Source organism: Verrucomicrobiia bacterium (genome assembly GCA_036268055.1).
Lineage (GTDB): Bacteria > Verrucomicrobiota > Verrucomicrobiia > Limisphaerales > Pedosphaeraceae > DATAUW01.
Genome location: DATAUW010000001.1, coordinates 192373 through 210572, shown reverse-complemented (window position 1 = coordinate 210572; position 18200 = coordinate 192373). Strand labels below are relative to the sequence as shown.

The window sequence follows — 18200 nt, the reverse complement described above, 5'->3', positions numbered from 1 at the left end:
GGGGGGGTGTGCGTCGGAAAGCACAGTGGCAGGAAATCCGGTTTCGTGCTATAAACCCCGGCGTGTTTTTTAAGTCGAAGAAAGATTCAGCATCCAGCGGCTCGGCTGAGCCGGGGCCATTCGGGCCTTATTATTTGCGGGAATTGATTAATAGCGGAGGGATGGCGGATATTTGGCTGGCGACGGACAAGGATAATGTGACGTTCGCATTGCGCCGGTTGCACGATAATTTAAAATTCGACCTTACGGCGCGCAAGCGTTTTAACCAGGGCTGCGAGGTGCTTTCCAAGATGCAGCCGCATGATTGTGTCATAGGTTATTATGGCCATGGGAAAATTGACGGCGCGTTGTATCTGCTGATGGAGTATGTCGAGGGATCGAACCTCAAGCTGATGTATGCGGACCACGATCCGGTGTTGCTGGAAAACGTGGGCAATATCCTGATTGATATGGCGTCGGGTTTGGAGCATGTGCATGAGAGCGGTTATATGCATCTCGATTATAAGCCGGAGAATGTATTGATCACGCGCAATGCGGGGGTGCGGCTGGCGGACTTCGATCTGGCGCTGCCGATTCCCAAGGAGCCGAAAAAACTTTCGAAGAATCCCGGCACGCCCGCTTACATGGCGCCAGAACAATTATTGCGCGAAGGGGTGGATCAGCGCGCGGATATTTTTGCGTTCGGCGTGTCGGCGTATGAGTTGCTGACGAATTTCAAACCGTTCCCCGGCGAGACGCCTTCGGAGATTCTGGCCAAGCAGGTGGATCGTTCCAGTTTCGTGAATCCGCGGCAGCATAATCCCGATCTGCCGATTGGTGTGGAGAGGGTGATCTTGAAATGCCTGCAACAGGACATGGACAAACGCTATATGTTCATGAGCGTGCTGACGCATGAGTTGAAGACGGCGTTGTACGTTTGAGGAATTAATTTTCGAGAGTTAAAGACCCCTCTCCCCGCGCAACGAGCGCGGAGCGAGGGAGAAGAATTTATCCTGGACAAGTTCATGTGGCGTATGTGGCAGCCTGTGAACTTCCTTCCACCGGACCGCGGGTCTGTGACCCGCAGCAATTCACGAAGAGGATTGCCGGTCGCGATAGTAGATAATTGTTAAAGAAGACGCCTGCTTTTTATCCTGCAATGGCTGAGCCGAAAGCGGCCTGACCTTATGAACCTTGCTGCGGGTCATAGACCCGCGGTCCGTTCAGAGGAGATTTCGCGCCGACCCGCTCTTATTACTCTTCCGGCTCGGGCGTCCAGTCAACGGCGCTATTGTTGTAGTCGGACGCGAGGGAGAAATAGTTCAGGTGCTGGATGAGTTCGTAAAGCTCGGAAAGGTCCAGACTTTTGGCAACGCAGGCGCTGGCGCCGAGACGCTGGGCTTGTTCAAAATGGGTGGGGTCTTTTGTCCCGCTCAAGACTACTACGGGCAGCTTCTTGAGCCCCGGACGTTCGCTCATCCATTGGAGGACGTCGAAGCCGGACATTTGCGGGAGGTTCAGGTCGAGCAAAGTCAGAGTCGGCAGGGGATATTTGTCGCGATCGGCATACATGCCATCGCCGCCGAGGTATTCCACAGCGCGTTCGCCATCGGTGGCGACATGTACAGGATTGCCGATGCCCCACTTTTTAAAAGCGAGCTGGACCAGGCTCGCATCCTCGGTGCTATCCTCGACGAGCAATATTACGTTGTCTGCTTTCACGTCACTTCAACTGCCAACCATCACGTTCCGTAACTAGGGAGACGTACTTGAGTAGGAAAAGGTTAACAAATTTGTTTTATATTTGGAAATGTTTTTCGGCGAGCGGATTTTGACGCAGAGGCGCAGAGACGCAGAGGCGCAGAGTGGAGAAGATACTGGATGGGAGGGTTTTGCGGATTTGCTCGGTTTTAAGACAAAGTGGATGCGGACATTTATAAAAAGGTCTCATCAGATTAAAATTCATTCATATTCCCAATCTTTCTCTGCGACTCCGCGTCTCTGCGTCAAAAAAAGTAAGCACCAGCGTGCTCAATCTCCCGAAACTCGTCACGGGACGGTGAAGGTAGCGACGAGGGGGCGGTGGTCGGAGGCGATGCCCCAGTTCGGCAGAGCGAGGATGGCGGTTTCCGCCGGGTTCCAGTCGCGGGCGAAGGCGTGGCTCAATAGAATGTAATCAATGCGCGAATATAAATCTTCCTTCGCGTAAAAATCGGTCCAGGTGATGTTGCGCTCGTTGAGGCGATGGTTCGCGGCCGGTTCGGCATCGCCGTTGTGCTCGGCGGGGCGCGTGTCCACGAGGCCGGTTTTGCCGCGGCCGATGATGGCGCGGATGGCGGGGGAGTCGTGGGTGTCGTTGAGATCGCCGAGGACGATGAGGCTGGTGTTGGGATTCGCAGCGAGGATATCGTCAATTTTTTGGCGGAGGATTTTGGCTTCTTCGAGGCGCATGTCGGCCTCGGCGGCTGCGCGGATGGTCCGCTTGGATTTCAAATGCGCGGCGATGAGGGTGAAGCTGTAATTGGTGGTGACGGCGACGTCCACTTCGGCGAAACCGCGGCTGACCTTGAAAGTCTCGCCGTTGAGGAGGTAAGTGTCGTTGGTTTGTGGGCGGCGCGCGGTGATGGGGAATCGGCTGAGGACGCAAACGTGGATATTGGTATCGAAGCCGGTGACGTATTCCCAATTCGGCAAGGGGAGGCCGTTGCTTTGGAGTGCGGATTGCAGTTCGAGCAAGACATTCGTCTCGCCGATTTCTTCGAGCGCGAGAACATCGGGTTTCAGCGCGAGAATACTTTCGAGAATCTTGGCTTTGGCGGCGTCGGATTTTGCGTGGCGCGTGCCGCTGTCGTGGTCGAGATCATTTTCTACGTTATAAGTGGCGATGCGGAAGGTTTGGGCGGCGGGCAGGTGGAGGCTGAGAAATAACGTGAGGAGAATTAAGCTGATGCATGCCCTATTGAAAACCATGCGCGGTAATAAAGATTTTAGGCCAGCGAGTCAAAGCGGAAATGAATGATAATTATCGCTTAGGCTTGTAATTAAAATAAGTAAATCGTATAGAGAAAGCCGTCCGACCCAATTCTGTCTCGATCGGAAGTTTGGCCAGCCGTTTTAGGGAAATCTCAGGGCAGCTTTTTTGCCGTTAATTAGCAACAGATATCAATCCCAGTTTTGTACGGGTGTTGCGAAAAATAATTATCCGTGAATTAACCCATGAAAACCAAAATTCAGAAATTAACCATCGCCCTGGCGATATGGATGTCAGCAGTATCATTGTTTGCACAGGGAACTAGTGTGTTCACGTATCAAGGGCAGCTTCATAATAATGGCACAAATGCCAACGGAGTTTATTCGATGATATTTGCGCTGTATGATGCTTCCGCCAATGGCAACCGGATTGGTAATCCCGCCTCCGCAAATCCGTTAGTTAACAATGGGTTCTTTACAGTAAATCTCGATTTCGGTTCGGCGGCTTTTAACGGAAGCGCGCGCTGGCTGGATATTACTATCACCAATGGCGGAACCGCGCAGACTCTTTCACCTCGTGTTCAAATGTTGCCAACGCCCTACGCTCAATTCGCGACGGTTGCCGCAAGTGTGACCAATGGGGCGATTATGAGCGCTCAACTGGCGGGCAATTCGGTAAGCGCAACAAATATCGCCTCCGGCCAGGTGGTGAAAAGTATTAACGGGTTGGCAGATTTTATCACGCTGGCGGCCGGGACAAATATTGTGCTCAGCGCCAATGGAAACAATCTCCAAGTTTCTGCCGCATCGAATTTAACTTCTACGGCTGAGGGTGGTATGAAAATAATTCGCGGAATTGTATTCGACACAGGTGCGCCCGTATTTGGCACTGGCTTTTCAGTGGCTTATTCGGCTGTAGGAAGCGGTGGTACGCCGGTGGCAAATTTTAGTTCCGATGGTCTCGGTGATCTTACCGCAACTGGCGACTACAGCGGCCAATTTAGCATTGGGCAATGGATAGGCATCAGTGGCCAGATTTATCAGATCAGTCAAATAACCGTCAACACCAGCCAAGGTAACTCGACCACAACGACTTTGCATGTAGGTGGTAATCCAGGCAGTGGATTCGTTTACGACAATGTCCAGACTTTTCCGACTTATACAGTGACTTTTACCACTCCATTTTCAGCGCCTCCCGCAATTATCGCCACAGCCCATACTGGAAGTGATAATCCGGGCTTCAGCGATAATATTTTTTCAGTCAATATCAGTCGCGCTTCTATACAGGCGGCGTTGACTCAATTTACTGCCGTCGTCGGCCGTAATGATATTCAGAGCGGCAATTTCACCGAAGGTTTTGATTTCATTGCCATAGGGCCGCAATGATTTTTCGCGTGGATGCGGAAGTAGCATTGAATAATAAGAATGTAATGTCTGTGCCGCTCCTTCGGAACCGCATGTGCGGCTTTGTTTTGGTGGTAAATGGGGTAAGGGAAGAAAATGCGGGATTTGTTCCTGTTTCATTATTGAAAATTTTGAGGCGCGGATTTGGCGGTTGTAGACCACGGCTACAGAGGGATTTTGGCGACAAGATTATTTGCAAAAACCTTCTGCGCTGGTAACTTGCAGAGTGCAAAAAACGACTGTTGTGAAAAATTCGAAGCCAGCCGCTGCCGCACCGAAGTCCAAGGAGCCGGCGATGCAGGACAAGCAGAACGAGCGGGATCATCGCGAGTTGCGCATTGATAAGGTGGGGGTTCGCGGGTTGCGGTTTCCCATCCAGATCCGCGACAAGGCGCGCGCGCAGCAGAATACGATCGCCACGATCGGCATGTATGTGGATCTGCCGAAGGAATTCAAGGGGACGCACATGAGCCGGTTCGTCGAAGTGCTGAATGCGCATGGTGACGTGGTGCATGTGGAGAATATCACGGACATTCTTCACGCGATGCAGAAGAAGTTGAACGCGGCGACGGCGCATCTCGAAATGGAATTTCCGTTTTTCCTGAGCAAGAAGGCGCCGGTGACGGGCATGGAGGGTTTGATGGATTATACGGCGCGGTTCGATGCGACGGCTTGCGGCAAGGAAATTGATTTTGTGTTGACGGTGGTGGCATCGGTGACGACGCTTTGCCCGTGCTCGAAGGCGATCAGCAAGCATGGCGCGCATAATCAGCGGGGCAATGTGACGGTGCAGTTGCGCTCGAAACGGGCGATTTGGATCGAGGATGTGATCGCGCTGGTGGAGAGTTCGGCGAGTTCGGAGTTGTATTCGTTGCTGAAGCGTCCGGACGAAAAGGCGGTGACGGAGCGGGCTTACGAGAACCCGGTGTTCGTCGAGGACCTGGTGCGGAACGTGGCGCTGAAGCTCAATGCGCATCCCGATGTGACCTGGTACAAGGTCGAAGCGGAGAATTTTGAGAGCATCCACAATCATAATGCGTACGCGTGCATCGAGAACGGGTGAGATGACGCGGGCGGATAAAGCGCGCTTTGGAGGCGGAAAGTGCGGGTGGGAGCGCGTAAGTGCGGATAAGTGCGGATATTTTTTTGGGCGCTTGACGAGCTTTTGGCGAAATGAGGGGTTTTGGGGTATTTTGAGGTTTAGGAATTTGCAAAGGCCAGTTAAGGGGTGTAGTTTAAGTGATATTTCACGTGTGAGATGGAACGAGGAGATTTTTAGCATCCCAATGGCATAAAAATTGTTGAATATTTTGATGGATTATTTGTTTTCCTTTGATACATTCGCACGCTCTCTGATGGATTGAAATTCCATCGGACGGCAGTTTTAGACGTAAAAAAATTTCATCAGCTTGTGACAACGAAGAAAAAGATCGTGAAAAAAGAAGCCGAAAGCAACAAGCCGGCGCGCTCCGCGACGTCCGCCGCCATCCTTGGCAATACCACGGGCCGTTCAAAAGGTCCCAATGGCGCTGTGAAGATCAAGAGCGAATGGGCGAAGTATTATCAAAATCTCCTTGAATTGCGCGAGCAGTTGCTCAAGCAGATGAGTGGTCTCGCCAAGGAATCCGCCCAGGAAATGGCGGGTTACAGCCTGCACATGGCGGATTCGGGCACGGATAATTTCGACCGCGATTTTGCGTTGAGCCTTTTGTCCGCCGATCAGGATGCGATTTACGAGATCGAAGAAGCTCTCAAGCGCATCGAGAAGGACACTTACGGCGTTTGTGAATTGACGGGCAAGCCCATCCCCAAGGCGCGTTTGGAAGTGATTCCGTGGACGCGTTTCACGGTGCAGGCCCAGGCGCAGTTGGAAAAAGAAGGCGCGTTGCGTCAACGCCGCCTCGGCGCACTCGGCTCGGTGGACAGTGTGGGCGTCAACGAAGTCGAGGAAGAAGAAGAGCCCGAAGAAAAGCCCGCCAAGGAAAAGGAATAAAAATTTATGGCCCGAGAAACTGTAACTATCGAATGCACCGAAGCGCGCAAGGAAGGCAAGTCGCCCTCCCGCTACGTGACCAGTCGCAATAAAAAATTGAAGACTGAGAAAATCGAAATCAAAAAATACAATCCCGCCCTGCGCCGCCATACGGTGCATCGCGAGATCAAATAATTTATGCCACGCAAAACGAATACGGATAAAGAAAAACGCGGCGGCCGCGGCCGCTCCAGCACTGGCGAGATGCGCACGCCGCGCCCGAAGCCGAAGATTGACTTCACGGTGGACGCGCTGGACTTCAAGAATACGAACCTGCTCAAGCAGTTCGTGACCGACCAGGGCCGCATCCTCCCGCGCAAGTACACCGGTTTGCCGGCGCATTATCAGCGCCAGTTGAACCGCTCGATCAAGCGCGCGCGCCAGATGCTGCTGATGAAGTAATTTGCCTTCCCCGCCGGAGTTGGCGGGGAATTTTGTTGCCCGCGTAATGCAAATAATTTGCAAATAGATTTCGCGGTGTTAGGCTAACTTTGTGAAGCACTGGCATTTTATCTGTCTGCTGGGCGCGTTGTTCGGGTTTAATTCTCCGGACGCACAGGCGCAACTTTTGGGGCATCGCCTCCACGTCGTCACCAGTTTTCCGCCACTCTATTGTTTCGCGGCGAATATCGCCGGGAATGTGGCCACGGTGGATAATCTTCTTCCGCCCGGCGCTGAGCCGCACGACTTCCAATTTTCTCCGCGCGAGATGCGCGAGGTCCAGTCCGCGGACGTCGTGGTGGTGAATGGCCTCGGCCTCGAGTCGTGGTTGACGCACGTGATGAACACAATGTCGAATCCGCGAAGCGTTATTGTGGCGACGACGGGTTTGTCGGAAGCTGATTTGATCCCATTCGCGCCCAATTTGGAGGATCCGATGATGACGCGCGAGGTTTCCACGAATTTCAATCCGCACACATGGCTCGACCCGCAACTCGCTGAGCAAGCGGTCGCGAATATTCTTGTCGCGATGCAGCACGTGGATCCCGCGAACGCCGCCGCCTACGCCACGAATGCCGCCGCGTACATCACGCGCTTGCAAAGACTCGATACTGATATGCAGCATGAACTCGCGCCGTTCAAGGACCAGGCGATGGTGACGTATCACGATGCGTTTCCGTATCTCGCGCGGCGTTATGGATTGAAGATCGCGGGCGTCGTCGAGCGCGTGCCCGAGGTTGAGCCTTCGCCGAGATATTTGGAAGCGCTGCATCGCGCGATTGAAAAATATCATGTGAAAGTTGTTTTCGGAGAGGCCCAGGGTTCGCAAAAGTTGGTGACGCAAATCGGCGCGGATTATCACGTCACCGTCGGCCAACTCGATACTCTCGAAACGTGTCCGTTGAGTCGCGACGCTTATGAAAACGGCATGCGCGCGAACCTTGTGGCGTTGGAGACGCATCTGAAATGAGCGCGCCTTGCTGCCAATCGCAGGGCACGGTTCCGGTGGAGGTGCGCGATGTGCATGTCTCATTCGACGGCCAGCCGGTGCTGCGTGGCGTGACGTTCCAGATTCCACACGGCCAGTTGGTCGCGCTGATCGGGCCAAACGGCTCCGGCAAAACCACGCTGCTGCGCTGCTTGCTCGGACTGCAAAAAGTTTCTTCCGGCGAAATAAAATTGTTCGGCCAGACCGACGTTCGCAAAGCGCTGCCGCGAATCGGTTATGTCCCGCAACGCCTCGCGCTCGACCGCAGTTTTATTTTAAGTGTCCGTGAATTTCTCGCGCTGCGTTTGCGCAAGACCGGCAACTGGTTTTGGCAATCGCACAAAAAAACCGACGAGTTGATCCACTCGACCTTGGCGGACATCGGCGTGGCTCCGCTGTTCGACCGTCCGCTCGCGCAACTTTCCGGCGGCCAGTTACAACGTGTGCTCATCGCATTCAGTTTGCTCACGCGGCCGGAATTATTGCTGCTCGATGAACCGACCGCGGGAGTGGACACGCCGGGCGAACAAAGTTTTTACGAACTCATCGCGGGCATTCAGCGGCGGCATCATCTTACGGTCGTGCTGGTCTCGCATGATTTGTCCATGGTGTATCGCCACGCCGCGCACGTGTATGCGCTCAACGGCGTGATCTGCTGCGAAGGCACGCCCGAGGAAGTGCTGAACGCGGAATCGCTCAAGCAGGCGTATGGCATTCACGTCGCGCCGTACGAACATCACCATCATCATGTTCACTGATCCGTTCATGCAGCGCGCGCTGCTCGCGGCGCTTTTTCTCGCCCCGTTGTGCGCGCTGCTCGGGGTGTTCGTCGTCGCGCGGCGCATGGCATTTTTCAGCGACACGGTTTCGCACTCCGCGCTGGCGGGTGTCGCGCTCGGATTTTGGTTTGGGTTCGTTGACCCAACGCTGACGATGATCGGCTTCAGCATCATCATCGCCGCCGCGATGATTTGGCTGAAGGAGAATACGGAGTTGCTGACGGACACTATCATGGCGCTGTTGTTGTCTGGTTCGGTCGCGCTTGGCGTCACGATTTTGAGCCTGTTGAAAAGTGGCAATTACCAGAGCGAACTCAATCGCTATCTGTTCGGCGATATCGTGGCGATTGGCTGGGAGGACGTGTGGACCGGCGCGGGTCTGCTGGCGATTGTGGGCGTTGGAATATTTTGGCAACTGAGTTCGCTCACGTTGCTCGCCGCGCAGGAAGATATGGCGCACGTTTGCGGCGTGCCGGTGAAACGCTTGAATTATGTTTTTGTGTTCGTGCTCACGCTAACGGTGGCGATGAGCATTCGCTTGCTGGGAATTATTTTGGTGACGTCGCTCATCGTAATCCCACCCGCGGCTGCGCGAAATCTCAGCCGGAATTTACGGCAACACGTTTTATTGAGTGTGCTGATCGGACTGATCGGTGGGATAAGCGGCACGTTGCTGTCGTATCAACTCGACGTTCCTTGCGGCTCGGCGATTGTGCTGACTTCCATCGCGATTTTTCTGCTGACGCTGATTGCGGGACGATTTTTGCCCGAAAAAACTTTCAAACCCGCGCCACGATGAAAGGCCACGCTCACGCTCATCATCAAGCGGCGGAGATGCCCGCGCTCACGGAACGCTTGCGCAAAAAATCCCGCAAGATCACCGGCGCACGCCAGGCGATTTTGGAAATTCTCCGCCGGCATCCGCACCCGATGTCCAACAAGGAAATTTTCGCCGCGTTGCCGAAAAAAGATTGCGACCTCGCGACGGTCTATCGCTCCATGCACTTGCTTGAGGGGATGAAAATGGTGAAGCGCTTTGACTTGGGAGACGGAGTCGCGCGCTTCGAGTTGCTCGCCGAAGGAGACGACGGACATCATCATCACCTGGTTTGCACCCGGTGTTCGGCGGTCGTCGAAATTGACGAATGTTTTACCCGCGAACTGGAGGAAAAAATCGCGGACCGGCACGGCTTCAAAGCCATCACTCACAAACTGGAATTTTTCGGAACCTGTCCAGCATGCCAGTGATATTTTATCCAGCGTGATTCAAAAAAACCACGCCGGACGTCCGCGAAACTCCGTCGCGGGACTGCTAAGTTGCTTCTTCAAGAGCGCCTGCACCGAGGTGCATAAACTCTTTTACTTTTCTGCGTTCGTACCGATGTTTTTGGGCCTTATTGGGTTGGCTATCGGTTTTACGGAAGGGATGTTTGCTGTTACGAATGATTTCGGTGAGGGCATCTATCGTTTTTGTCATAACTGGCATTTCCTTTCAAGTTTACACAAGCGTGTATCATGCCAACCCGGCGATCCCATTTCCGCCAAGTCCCGCGGCATTTAAAGGATTCAAACTGCTACAGAAGATTGGACGGAGATGCGCGGCATCAGTTCAAATAATCTTTGTTAAATTCTTGCGGCACGAAGCCGTCCCTTCGCATCGCATTGGCGTGCAACGCGTCTAGCTTGAAAAAATAAATGCGCCGGAGCACCACTCGCCGTCAATTTTGTAACTTACCAGTTTCAATCCGCATTTCTCAAACGCGATTTGCACTTGCGAAAATTCCTCCTTCAAAATTCCCGCCAGCACCAGCCGCCCGCTTGTTTGTAAACGATTTACGATGCGAACTTTCTCCGCGATCAGCAGATTTGAAATCAGATTCGCACAAATGAAAGCGTATTTATCGCGGCTCGTCTGCCGGATCTGAGTGAGATCTTCGCGCTCGATCTTTATTTTTTGAAGCACGCCATTTTGCCGCGCGTTTTCCCGCGCCACGCGAACCGCTTCGGGATCAAAATCCACCGCGCGAACCGGAGCATAACCGAGCTTCGCCGCTGCAATCGCCAAAATGCCCGAACCCGTGCCGAGGTCCCAAAATGACTGCGCGCTTTTCGGTTCGCGATTTATCGCCAGTTCGTGCAAACAAAAAGCCGTCGTCGGATGATTGCCCGTGCCGAAGCTCAACCCCGGATCGAGCACAACCACCGCCTGGTTTTTTTTGGCCGCGCGTTTGATCCAACTCGGTTTGATCAAGAGCCGCGAACCAATTTCAATCGGCTTGAAATGGCGTTTCCATGATTCCGACCAATCTTCTTTCGCGACGCGGCGCATAGAAATTTTTCCCACGCCAATATCTAATCCGGTACTCGCGATCAGCTTCAACCTGGCGGCGAGCGCCGACCGTTTGCGCGGAGTCCATTCTTCGCGCTTCGTGCAAAAAACTGAAACCACCGTCACCTTCGTTTCTTCGTTCGTGTAAATGGACGACGATTTGCCGAAAAAATTTGCGAGCGTTTCAACCACCGCCTCTTCCGCTTCGAGCGAAGTGGTCACGGAGATCTCCCAGAGCGATTCCCGTTTCATGGCAAATCACGCCACGGCGTGAAATTCAGCAGTTGGATTTCCGACTTATCCGGCGCGCAACGAACCTGGGTGAGACTTGCGTATTCGATTTCAAACGCCGAGGTCTGCACGAACGGCATCGCCAGCAGTACCGACAAAATCATGCGGATCGTTCCGCCGTGGCAAACCACCGCGACCTTTTGTCCAACGTGCGCGCGAAGGATTTGCTGCACGCACGGCTCGACGCGTTCGCGAAACATCGCGCCTGACTCGGCATTGGGAATCGCCGCGCGATCGAGTTGCGCGAGCCATTGAAAAGCGCTGATGCCAAATTTCTCCTTCACCTGTTCCCAACTCAAGCCCGTCCAATCGCCAAAATTAACCTCGCGCAAACCTTCGAGAGTGACGGGAGCCGGTGCGCGCCCGGCCGCGAACGGCGCGAGCGTTTGCTGCACACGTTTCATCGGGCTTGCGTAAATGGCGTCGAAAGATTTTGCCTTGAGATATTTTGCGAGCGCCGCCGCCTGTTCGTGGCCGCGGTCGGAAATATTCATGTCAATGCGTCCGCCGAAGATGCGATGGTAACGCGTCTCGACTTCCGCGTGACGCAGAAGAAAAAGCTGGGTCGGCTCGCTCATCTAAGCCAGCGCCGCCTGTTGCGCCGCGAGCAATTCGCGGATGCCCGCCTTGCCCAGCGACAGCAACGCCGCCAGTTGAGTCTCGCTGAAAGTGGCTTCCTCGCCGGTGCCCTGCAACTCGATGAATTCGCCCGCCGCATTCATCACCATGTTCAGGTCCACCGCCGCGGCCGCGTCTTCCACATAACAAAGATCCAGCAAAGGCCGTTGATCAACGATGCCTACGCTCACCGCCGCGACGCCATGCAACAGGGGATTCTCCTTCAACTTGCCATCGGCCTGTAATTTTTTCACCGCGAGCGAAAGCGCCACGTACGCGCCCGTGATCGCTGCCGTGCGCGTGCCGCCATCCGCCTGAAGGACATCGCAATCCACCCAGATCGTGCGCGAACCGATCTTCTCCAGGTCAATCGCGGCGCGCATCGCCCGGCCGATCAAACGCTGGATTTCCTGTGAACGTCCGTCAATCTTGCCCTTGGAAATATCACGTTGTTTGCGTTGCAGCGTGGAGTAGGGAAGCATGGAATATTCCGCTGTGATCCAGCCGCCGAGGACATTCTGTTCCTTCATCCAACGCGGCACGGTTTCCTCCACGGTCACGCCGCAAATCACCCGCGTATCGCCCCATTCCACCAGTGTCGAACCGGTGGCGTACGGCGCCACATGATTCTGAAAACGCAGCGGGCGAAGCTGGTTCGGCAACCGGCCATCCACCCGCAACGGCGGAGCAACGCTGGCTAAAGTTTCAATCATAGGTCAGCGCCATGTTAGGCGGGAATAGCAGAGTTTCAAGTTTTCAGTTTTTTGCTGAAAACTTAAAACTAAGTTTATCGCCCCATCGAATCAAAAAGACTCTCCAGACTATTCAACCGTTCATCCTTTTTCGGATTCAACGTCTCGCGCAAATAAACCAGCGCGTCGGGAATATTTCTCACCGACTTCGGCAGCGTCGCGCCGCAGGCGTTCGCGTGACCGCCGCCCTGCAATTTCTCCGCGATCTTCAACGCCTCGCCATTTCGGCTGCGCAAACTCACGATCACCACGCCGTTCGTGCGCCGGAACAAGGTGAGCAACACCGGATACGGCGTCGCTTTTTCCTCAAGTAATTGATGCACGATCAAATTGTTATTGCCGATGATGGTGTCCACGTAGCCGATCGTCGGGCTGAGTTCCGTGACATTGTCGCGGCTCCATGCAAAGCCCATCGGGTTCTCCACTCGCCGCTTCACCGCCATCACTTCGAGCAGCGGATGATCGAGCAAATCCTCCAGCCGCCCCTTGATGAGCGAATGCAAATTCCAGAACTGATAAACCTTCACCAGGTTCGCGTAATCATTCGCCATCTCGAAATCGGGATCGTTCTCCAAAAACAAATCGGACACGTTGTTCAAATGCACCAGCCGGTCGAGCGCCGGCGAACCCAATCCGTGCTCCTTGCACAATTCGTAGCACAACAACCCCGCCGACTTGCCCAAGTCATGAATCAAATGCGCGTTTTTGGCCGGCGCTTCCGTCGTGTGATGGTCAATCACCACCCAGTTCGGCTTGTCGAGGCGCGCCTCGAAATTCAGATCGGTGACCCACGCCGACTTTTCGCGCAACTCGCGTTGTTTCCAATTATTATAATGGAACGCTTCGAGCCGGACCTTGTCGCCAAAAAGTTTCTGCGCCAGGCGTTGCAACAACACGCCCGCCACCAACCCATCGAGATCGCTCTCATGGGTCAAAATCACTTCCGGTCTCGGCAAAATAGACATCAGAAAAGCCTAGACCAACCGCAGGCCAATATCCAGCGGTGAATTGTTCCAGAGAAACTCTCAACGCTAGTGCAAATTTTTTTAACCCTGCTATAACCATTCGAGATGAACAAAATGGTGGCTATGGCATTTTTGGTGGGCGGCATCGCCTTGCTCGTGGCTGGATATAATTCGGCGCAATCCACCAGTTCCATTCTTCATCATATCTTCACCGGTTCGCACAGCAGCCGCACGATTTGGATGAGCGTCTCCGGCCTCATCGCCACCGTCGCCGGAATCTTCGGACTCTCCGGCAGTTCAAAATAAATTGTTCTCCGCCCGTTCGTTTTTTCTTCGCACCTCGGTGTCTCCACGGTTAAAAATTATCTTTCCGCCACCGCTTGCATACCCACACAATCCCCCCACCATGAACTTATTTGATCTCTCAGGCGAAACCGCGATTGTCATTGGCGCGACCGGCGCATTGGGCGGCGCCATTGCTGAAGGACTCGGCCAGGCGGGCGCGAAAATTGCGGTGCTCGGCCGCAATGCCCAGCGCGGCGAAGCCTGTGTCAAACGCATTCAGTCCGCTGGTGGTAACGCGCGCTTCTTCACCGCCGACGCCGTCTCGCGCGACAGCCTTCGCCAAGCGCATCAGGAAGTTCAAAAAGCTTTTGGCGCACCTTCCATTCTCGTCAACGCCGCCGGGGGCAATGATCCCAAGGTCACCGTCACTGGCGAACGTACTTTCGACCAGATCGCCGTGGCCGATTGGCAGGCGAATTTCGATTTGAACCTGATCGGCGGCGTGCTGTTGCCGTGCCAGGAGTTCGGGCCCGGCATGGTCAGCCGGGGCAAAGGCAGCATCATCAACATCGGCAGTGTCTCGGCGGGTGTGCCGCTCTCGCGCGTCGTCGCGTACTCGGCGGCGAAAGCAGCGGTCATCAGCCTCACGCAATTTCTCGCGCGCGAATGGGCCACCAAAAATGTGCGCGTGAACGCCATCACGCCCGGCTTTTTTCCCGCAGAACAAAATCGTCGCCTGCTGTTCAATGAAGACGGCACGCCCACCGCTCGCGCCGCGTCCATCCTCGGCCACACACCGATGGCGCGCTTTGGCAAATCGGAAGAACTCATCGGCGCCGCGATTTTTTTGGCCAGTCACAAGGCGAGCAGTTTCGTCACTGGCACGGACGTGCGCGTGGATGGCGGGTATCTTGCGCAGACGATCTAAGTCTAAATTCTATTTGAACCGCGGAGGCGCGCAGGTCCTTGTGGACGGCCAATGGGAGAAGGGATTTTCAGCCACGGATTTAACACGGATTTTTTTAGAAAAAGTCAGCTTCTACTCTCAGTTTTCTTTTATCCGCGCCTCCGTGTCTCCGCGGTTAAAAATTAGTTTCAAATTTTTAGGGCGATACTTCCTCAATACTATTTGGAAATTTTTTACGGTTTTTGGACATGGCAATTTTCATAATATCCATTAACTTTTGACGGTGCATCATACTATTTCTCAATCCGCGCCGGCGGGTGGCAGTGTCACCGTTGGGCAGGTGGCCGATGTTCTCGCACAAGCGTGTCCGGCGAAAAATTATCGCGGGCGCAAAGTCCTCGTCATCGTTCCCGACGGCACGCGCACCGCGCCGGTGGGTTTGCTGTTTCAAACGCTCTTTCGCCAGATCGGGCCGGTCACCGGGGCGTTCGATATTCTGATCGCGCTCGGCACGCATCAGCCGATGTCGGAGGCGGCGATTTGCCAGCGGCTGGAAATCACTGAGGAAGAGCGCCGCTCGACTTACGCGCAAGTCAAATTTCACAATCACGCGTGGAACAATCCCGCCGCGCTCCAACAGATCGGCACCATTCCCGCGTCCGAAATTTCCCAACTGACTGATGGCTTGTTCGCGATGGATGTGGCGGTGGAGATCAACCGGCTCGTTTTTGATTACGACCAGATCATCATCGTCGGCCCGGTGTTTCCGCACGAAGTTGTCGGTTTCTCCGGCGGCAATAAATATTTATTTCCCGGCGTCGGCGGTCCTGAGATTTTGAATTTTTTCCACTGGCTTGGCGCCGTCGTGACGAATCCCATGATCATCGGCACCAAATGGACGCCGGTGCGCAAGGTGGTTGATCGAGCCGGGGCGATGGTGAAGGTGGACAAACTTTGTTTTTGCCTGGTGGTTGATCCCGAGAAACGCCTGGCGGGATTGGTCGCCGGAACTCCGGAAAGCGCGTGGGACCAGGCGAGCGAACTTTCCCGCCAGACGCATATCACTTATAAAGACCGTCCGTTTCATACCATCCTGTCGTGCGCGCCGAAGATGTATGACGAAATTTGGACGGCGGGAAAGTGCATGTATAAATTGGAGCCGGTGCTTGCCGACGGCGGCGAACTGATCATCTACGCGCCGCACATCACCGAAGTTTGCGTGAGCCACGGCAACACGATCAACGAGGTCGGCTACCATTGCCGCGATTATTTTTTGAAGCAATGGGACAAGTTCAAACATTACCCGTGGGGCGTGCTGGCGCATTCCACCCACGTGCGCGGCATTGGCACGTATGAGAATGGCGTCGAACATTGCCGCGCGAAGGTGACGCTTGCCACGCAAATTCCGCGCGAGCAATGCGAAGCCATCAATCTGGGCTATCGCGATCCCGCGACGATAGACATCGAGTCCTTCGCGAATCGCGAAGATGAAGGCGTGTTGCTCGTGCGCAAGGCGGGCGAGACGCTTTATCAACTCAAGAATCCGCCGAAATGGGCGGGTGGCCACAATGCGTAACCGCTGGCTATGGCTGCTTTTGATCTCAGCAGGAATTATCAGCAGCTTGTTTTTTTGGGGCAGTTCTTCATCGCAGCATGTTAATCTCATTTTTATTGGTTATGCTGATGGGCCGAGCGAAGACCGTCATCTACCCCCGGGCGTTGTGGATGTTGACGAACAGTGGGCCGGCTTCCGTAACGGGTTATATGCTGGGTTCTCAGCCGGATTCGGCGCCAAGGAATGCGTTTATGACACCTTCAGTTACTTCCGGAATGATCGATCCAGAGATATACGGCCATTTGAAACCCGGCGAAGGAAAAGTTTTTATAGTGGTCCAGCCAGATAAAATCACCATGCGATGGAGACTCAACTATCTTTATGAAGAGCTGACTCTGAAAGACAAGTTATACGACTATATCGGAAGTCACGCCAAAAAATTTCCTTTATCCTTGTTTCCACGCCTGCAGTTTCTCTCTGGATGGGCTCAGACCGACAGCGAGTGGGTGGAGAAAAGATCTGCCGGGAATTGATTGACTTCGTTTCAGGCTTGACCACGCCAATAATTCCCGCCTGAATTTCCTTATGAAAACTTTACGCGCGGCCACGCTTGGTGTTTTGCTGTTCGTTTCCCGTGGCTTCGCCGGTGATTGGACGCAATGGCGCGGGCCGGAGCGCACGGGGCATGTGCCGGAAGGTGTTGCGGTGCCGGAGACGTTACCGGCGGATCCGAAAATTATTTGGCATATTAAGATTGGTTTTGGGCTTTCGTCGCCGGTAGTGTCGGAGGGAAAAGTTTTTTATTCGGATGCGCAAGGTGATCGCGAGACATTGCACGCGGTTCAAGCCGTGGACGGAAAACCCCTCTGGCAGGCGGACATTGACAAGGTTCATTCGGATTCGCAAAGCCTTCCCGGGCCGCGCTGCACGCCGCTGGCGGGCGGCGACCGCGTTTACGCGCAATCCTGCCGCGGCGAATTGCGCTGTCTGAAAATCTCCGACGGGAAGGAATTGTGGAGCGTGAATTACACCACGAATTTCAGCGCCGCATTTTTTGGCGAGCGCGGCAATGCGCAGGGCGCGACGCGCCACGGCAACGACGGCTCGCCCGCGATTGACGGCGACCGCCTGTTCGCGCCTGTCGGCGGCACGAATGGTGAGAGCGTGGTGTGCTTCGAAAAGGCGACCGGCAAAGTGATTTGGAAATCGCAGAACGATGAGGCGTCGTACGCCGCGCCGGTCGTGGTGACGATTGACGGGACGCGCCAGCTGGTGGATTTCAACGCGGACGCGCTTTTGGGTCTCGCCTTGAGCGATGGCAAATTGCTTTGGCGCACGCCGCCGCTCAAGACCAGTTTTTCGCGCCACGTCACGACGCCGGTGATCATCGGCGAAAATATTTTTGTGGCCTCGCAAGAGTTGGGGATGATGGGCTTTCAACTCAGCCACACCGGCGCGGACTGGGGCGTGACGCGGTCGTGGCAGAGCAAGGATTCCGCGATGAATTTTTCCAGTCCGGTGGCGGTGGGGAATTATCTCTACGGTCTCGGGCCGGAAAAAAATTTCATTTGCGTGGACGGCAAAACCGGCAAGCAAGCCTGGTCGCATGCCGGTTATATCAATACTTCCGCGGGGCAAGCGCATGCGGCGTTTATCGTGATGGGCAAAAATATTCTCGCACTGACCGATGGTGGCGAGTTGGTTTTATTTGCCGCCGATCCAACGGCCTTCAAGGAAATCTCCATCGCGCAAGTGTGCAGCAAAAATTGGTGTAACCCCGCTTACGCCGACGGCAAACTCTACCTGCGCGACGCGCACGAGCTTTATTGCGTCGGGTTGCTTCCATAAAGCGATCCGCTTAATTTCTTTCTCCGCGCCTCGGCGCCTCCGCGGTTCAATTCCGTC

At 54.5% G+C, this 18200-nt stretch carries 22 protein-coding genes; 15 read left to right on the top strand and 7 right to left on the bottom strand.

The features are described from left to right. The first annotated feature begins 62 nt into the window (after nt 1–62). Nucleotides 63–920 (top strand): serine/threonine-protein kinase, encoded by an 858-nt coding sequence (locus VH413_00900; protein ID HEX3797228.1) that lies wholly within the window; start codon nt 63–65, stop codon nt 918–920. Between the two features lie 313 nt (nt 921–1233). On the opposite strand, the gene VH413_00895 is transcribed toward VH413_00900, so the two are convergent. Then, nucleotides 1234–1701 (bottom strand): response regulator, encoded by a 468-nt coding sequence (locus VH413_00895; GenBank protein ID HEX3797227.1) that lies wholly within the window; start codon nt 1699–1701, stop codon nt 1234–1236. A gap of 327 nt (nt 1702–2028) precedes the next feature. Further along, nucleotides 2029–2949 (bottom strand): endonuclease/exonuclease/phosphatase family protein, encoded by a 921-nt coding sequence (locus tag VH413_00890; protein HEX3797226.1) that lies wholly within the window; start codon nt 2947–2949, stop codon nt 2029–2031. A gap of 246 nt (nt 2950–3195) precedes the next feature. Between VH413_00890 and VH413_00885 the strand changes: the two genes are divergently transcribed. The 9 genes from VH413_00885 (at nt 3196) to VH413_00845 (ending at nt 9841) form a co-directional block, all read left to right on the top strand. After that, the gene (locus VH413_00885) at nt 3196–4335 is read left to right on the top strand and encodes a hypothetical protein (GenBank protein ID HEX3797225.1); all 1140 of its coding nucleotides are present in this window, start codon (nt 3196–3198) and stop codon (nt 4333–4335) included. 313 nt (nt 4336–4648) lie between these two features. Then, nucleotides 4649–5416 carry a GTP cyclohydrolase FolE2 gene (gene folE2 / locus VH413_00880; GenBank protein ID HEX3797224.1) on the top strand — a complete coding sequence of 256 codons (768 nt, stop codon included), beginning with the start codon at nt 4649–4651 and terminating at the stop codon, nt 5414–5416. Between the two features lie 348 nt (nt 5417–5764). After that, nucleotides 5765–6346 carry a TraR/DksA C4-type zinc finger protein gene (locus VH413_00875; protein HEX3797223.1) on the top strand — a complete coding sequence of 194 codons (582 nt, stop codon included), beginning with the start codon at nt 5765–5767 and terminating at the stop codon, nt 6344–6346. 6 nt (nt 6347–6352) lie between these two features. Continuing rightward, nucleotides 6353–6520 (top strand): 50S ribosomal protein L33, encoded by a 168-nt coding sequence (gene rpmG, locus VH413_00870; GenBank protein ID HEX3797222.1) that lies wholly within the window; start codon nt 6353–6355, stop codon nt 6518–6520. 3 nt (nt 6521–6523) lie between these two features. Continuing rightward, nucleotides 6524–6787, top strand: a complete 264-nt coding sequence (gene rpsR, locus VH413_00865; GenBank protein HEX3797221.1) for a 30S ribosomal protein S18 — start codon at nt 6524–6526, stop codon at nt 6785–6787. Nucleotides 6788–6878: 91 nt separating this feature from the next. Continuing rightward, nucleotides 6879–7796 carry a zinc ABC transporter substrate-binding protein gene (locus VH413_00860; protein ID HEX3797220.1) on the top strand — a complete coding sequence of 306 codons (918 nt, stop codon included), beginning with the start codon at nt 6879–6881 and terminating at the stop codon, nt 7794–7796. Next, entirely contained in the window at nt 7793–8572 is a 780-nt protein-coding gene (locus VH413_00855; protein HEX3797219.1) for a metal ABC transporter ATP-binding protein, read from the top strand. The genes VH413_00860 and VH413_00855 overlap by 4 nt, the downstream gene beginning before the upstream one ends. Further along, nucleotides 8523–9392 (top strand): metal ABC transporter permease, encoded by an 870-nt coding sequence (locus VH413_00850; protein ID HEX3797218.1) that lies wholly within the window; start codon nt 8523–8525, stop codon nt 9390–9392. Before VH413_00855 ends, VH413_00850 begins: the two co-directional genes overlap by 50 nt. Next, a complete protein-coding gene (locus tag VH413_00845; GenBank protein ID HEX3797217.1) occupies nt 9389–9841 on the top strand; it encodes a Fur family transcriptional regulator in 453 nt (150 codons plus the stop codon). Before VH413_00850 ends, VH413_00845 begins: the two co-directional genes overlap by 4 nt. A 64-nt stretch (nt 9842–9905) precedes the next feature. On the opposite strand, the gene VH413_00840 is transcribed toward VH413_00845, so the two are convergent. From VH413_00840 to VH413_00820, 5 genes are all read right to left on the bottom strand, one after another. Then, a complete protein-coding gene (locus VH413_00840) occupies nt 9906–10070 on the bottom strand; it encodes a hypothetical protein (protein HEX3797216.1) in 165 nt (54 codons plus the stop codon). Between the two features lie 201 nt (nt 10071–10271). Continuing rightward, nucleotides 10272–11174, bottom strand: a complete 903-nt coding sequence (locus tag VH413_00835; protein HEX3797215.1) for a 50S ribosomal protein L11 methyltransferase — start codon at nt 11172–11174, stop codon at nt 10272–10274. Then, nucleotides 11171–11791, bottom strand: coding sequence for a histidine phosphatase family protein (locus tag VH413_00830; protein ID HEX3797214.1), 621 nt, complete (start codon nt 11789–11791; stop codon nt 11171–11173). Before VH413_00830 ends, VH413_00835 begins: the two co-directional genes overlap by 4 nt. Next, a complete protein-coding gene (gene rph / locus VH413_00825; GenBank protein ID HEX3797213.1) occupies nt 11792–12544 on the bottom strand; it encodes a ribonuclease PH in 753 nt (250 codons plus the stop codon). A 74-nt stretch (nt 12545–12618) separates the two neighbouring features. Beyond that, nucleotides 12619–13548, bottom strand: coding sequence for a DHHA1 domain-containing protein (locus tag VH413_00820; GenBank protein HEX3797212.1), 930 nt, complete (start codon nt 13546–13548; stop codon nt 12619–12621). Nucleotides 13549–13671: 123 nt separating this feature from the next. Between VH413_00820 and VH413_00815 the strand changes: the two genes are divergently transcribed. The 5 genes from VH413_00815 to VH413_00795 all read left to right on the top strand — a co-directional run bounded on the left by VH413_00815 (nt 13672) and on the right by VH413_00795 (nt 18143). Beyond that, complete coding sequence (locus VH413_00815; protein HEX3797211.1) at nt 13672–13854, top strand: DUF3185 family protein; 183 nt, start codon at nt 13672–13674, stop codon at nt 13852–13854. 100 nt (nt 13855–13954) lie between these two features. Beyond that, the gene (locus tag VH413_00810) at nt 13955–14761 is read left to right on the top strand and encodes an SDR family NAD(P)-dependent oxidoreductase (GenBank protein ID HEX3797210.1); all 807 of its coding nucleotides are present in this window, start codon (nt 13955–13957) and stop codon (nt 14759–14761) included. Between the two features lie 262 nt (nt 14762–15023). Continuing rightward, nucleotides 15024–16316 carry a lactate racemase domain-containing protein gene (locus VH413_00805; protein HEX3797209.1) on the top strand — a complete coding sequence of 431 codons (1293 nt, stop codon included), beginning with the start codon at nt 15024–15026 and terminating at the stop codon, nt 16314–16316. A 77-nt stretch (nt 16317–16393) separates the two neighbouring features. Beyond that, nucleotides 16394–16828 carry a hypothetical protein gene (locus tag VH413_00800; GenBank protein HEX3797208.1) on the top strand — a complete coding sequence of 145 codons (435 nt, stop codon included), beginning with the start codon at nt 16394–16396 and terminating at the stop codon, nt 16826–16828. 52 nt (nt 16829–16880) lie between these two features. Then, on the top strand, nt 16881–18143 hold the full coding sequence (locus VH413_00795; GenBank protein ID HEX3797207.1) for a PQQ-binding-like beta-propeller repeat protein: 1263 nt from the start codon (nt 16881–16883) through the stop codon (nt 18141–18143). Nucleotides 18144–18200: the final 57 nt, after the last annotated feature.

Excerpts from the sequence above, each read along its gene's own strand:
- VH413_00850 (HEX3797218.1), top strand. The coding sequence starts at position 8,523 with ATGGCATTCACGTCGCGCCGTACGAACATCACCATCATCATGTTCACT.
- VH413_00885 (HEX3797225.1), top strand. The coding sequence starts at position 3,196 with ATGAAAACCAAAATTCAGAAATTAACCATCGCCCTGGCGATATGGATG.
- VH413_00855 (HEX3797219.1), top strand. The coding sequence starts at position 7,793 with ATGAGCGCGCCTTGCTGCCAATCGCAGGGCACGGTTCCGGTGGAGGTG.
- rpmG (HEX3797222.1), top strand. The coding sequence starts at position 6,353 with ATGGCCCGAGAAACTGTAACTATCGAATGCACCGAAGCGCGCAAGGAA.
- rpsR (HEX3797221.1), top strand. The coding sequence starts at position 6,524 with ATGCCACGCAAAACGAATACGGATAAAGAAAAACGCGGCGGCCGCGGC.
- VH413_00820 (HEX3797212.1), bottom strand. The coding sequence starts at position 13,548 with ATGTCTATTTTGCCGAGACCGGAAGTGATTTTGACCCATGAGAGCGAT.
- folE2 (HEX3797224.1), top strand. The coding sequence starts at position 4,649 with ATGCAGGACAAGCAGAACGAGCGGGATCATCGCGAGTTGCGCATTGAT.
- rph (HEX3797213.1), bottom strand. The coding sequence starts at position 12,544 with ATGATTGAAACTTTAGCCAGCGTTGCTCCGCCGTTGCGGGTGGATGGC.
- VH413_00845 (HEX3797217.1), top strand. The coding sequence starts at position 9,389 with ATGAAAGGCCACGCTCACGCTCATCATCAAGCGGCGGAGATGCCCGCG.
- VH413_00835 (HEX3797215.1), bottom strand. The coding sequence starts at position 11,174 with ATGAAACGGGAATCGCTCTGGGAGATCTCCGTGACCACTTCGCTCGAA.
- VH413_00795 (HEX3797207.1), top strand. The coding sequence starts at position 16,881 with ATGAAAACTTTACGCGCGGCCACGCTTGGTGTTTTGCTGTTCGTTTCC.
- VH413_00815 (HEX3797211.1), top strand. The coding sequence starts at position 13,672 with ATGGCATTTTTGGTGGGCGGCATCGCCTTGCTCGTGGCTGGATATAAT.
- VH413_00890 (HEX3797226.1), bottom strand. The coding sequence starts at position 2,949 with ATGGTTTTCAATAGGGCATGCATCAGCTTAATTCTCCTCACGTTATTT.
- VH413_00810 (HEX3797210.1), top strand. The coding sequence starts at position 13,955 with ATGAACTTATTTGATCTCTCAGGCGAAACCGCGATTGTCATTGGCGCG.
- VH413_00800 (HEX3797208.1), top strand. The coding sequence starts at position 16,394 with ATGTTAATCTCATTTTTATTGGTTATGCTGATGGGCCGAGCGAAGACC.
- VH413_00840 (HEX3797216.1), bottom strand. The coding sequence starts at position 10,070 with ATGACAAAAACGATAGATGCCCTCACCGAAATCATTCGTAACAGCAAA.
- VH413_00830 (HEX3797214.1), bottom strand. The coding sequence starts at position 11,791 with ATGAGCGAGCCGACCCAGCTTTTTCTTCTGCGTCACGCGGAAGTCGAG.